This window comes from Moorena sp. SIO4A1 (assembly GCF_010672065.1).
Classification (GTDB): Bacteria; Cyanobacteriota; Cyanobacteriia; order Cyanobacteriales; family Coleofasciculaceae; genus Moorena.
In genome coordinates this window covers 1-1,180 of record NZ_JAAHHX010000917.1, presented here as the reverse complement: position 1 = coordinate 1,180, position 1,180 = coordinate 1, and the positions used below count along the sequence as shown (strand labels likewise).

Genomic DNA, 1,180 nt, shown 5'->3' with positions numbered 1-1,180 from the left:
TGCCGCACTTCCAAAAGTACGGGATTGATAATGACTTCAGAACGTGCTTTTTCGGTATCGACGGCAATCGCCCAAGGTAAATCCTCTAAAATGCCTTGCAGTCTGGGACTTGGTACGATGGGTTCTAGGGAGTTGGGGAAAAAGCGAACCCCTTCAACTGTTGTGAGGTGAAAATCTTGTTTGACTTTTTCGATAGTGAATTGACTGTAAGGCATAGAAAAGTATCTCTTAATAGCGAGATGTTGTCAGGTTCGCATAAAAATTTACGGCGGTTGTGAGTAACAACGGTGAAAAAGTATGTCCCTCCTGCAATCTTAGCGCGACGGTATTCCATTGGTTTCGGTTATTCTAACGGTAGATACAAGGTTGGGTCTCGCGATCGCTCTACCCAACACAACCTACATTTAATCATTTTAGCTGTGCCACGGTATTAGGCGGGCGCTGAGCTTACTTGATACACCCAAGTTTGCAAATACAGAGTGAATTGCCCTTTATCTTCGGCTTTATACTTGTCTCCAAGCTCTGTTAATTGCCACTTATTTTGTGCTTCTAAGTTCGCCATTTTGTCTTTAAAATCACTGCCTTCGTAGAAGTCGGGGCGCAGGGTAAAGATAATGTATCCCTCTGGTTTAGTAACACGAATCAACTCATCAAAAGAACAGCTCGGAGCATGTCCATAGGTAAATACGCCACAAGCAGTAACTGCATCAAATGTAGCAGTGGGAAAGTCTAAGGTTTCCCCTAAGACCATTGGGCGTAACTCCGTGTAGACATTCTTATTCTTTGCCTCCGCCAGCATTCCTTCGGAAATGTCAATTGCCACTAGGTTGTGATAGCCTTCCTCATGTAGCCATTGACCCATTGTACCTGTGCCTGCTCCAGCATCTAAGATTAGGGCATTTTTTGGGACGTATTTAACCGTTAAATCGACTATGGGTTCGCGGCTAGGACGACCAAAGGTTTCGCTTAAATCTTGTTCGTAGTCTTTTGCCCATTGGTTATAGCGTTGGGCTAATTCTTGATTGTTTTGGGAACTATAGACCCATTGAATTTTATCTGGTGTATTCATCATAATTATCAACGTTTACTCAACTGAGACACTTGACCTTTTGAGCAAAAACACTTTCCAGCATTGGCACAAAAACGGATAAGGGTAAGGTATCATAATTGGGATCGAAGA

Annotated in this window: 1 protein-coding gene and 1 pseudogene; both read right to left on the bottom strand. The window is 43.1% G+C overall.

The genetic code is table 11. The features are described 5' to 3' along the window. Positions 1-215: pseudogene (locus F6K53_RS44065) on the bottom strand (hypothetical protein); the annotation flags it as partial. Positions 216-430: 215 nt separating this feature from the next. Continuing rightward, entirely contained in the window at positions 431-1,072 is a 642-nt protein-coding gene (locus F6K53_RS44060; protein WP_293087178.1) for a class I SAM-dependent methyltransferase, read from the bottom strand. Positions 1,073-1,180 lie beyond the last annotated feature (108 nt).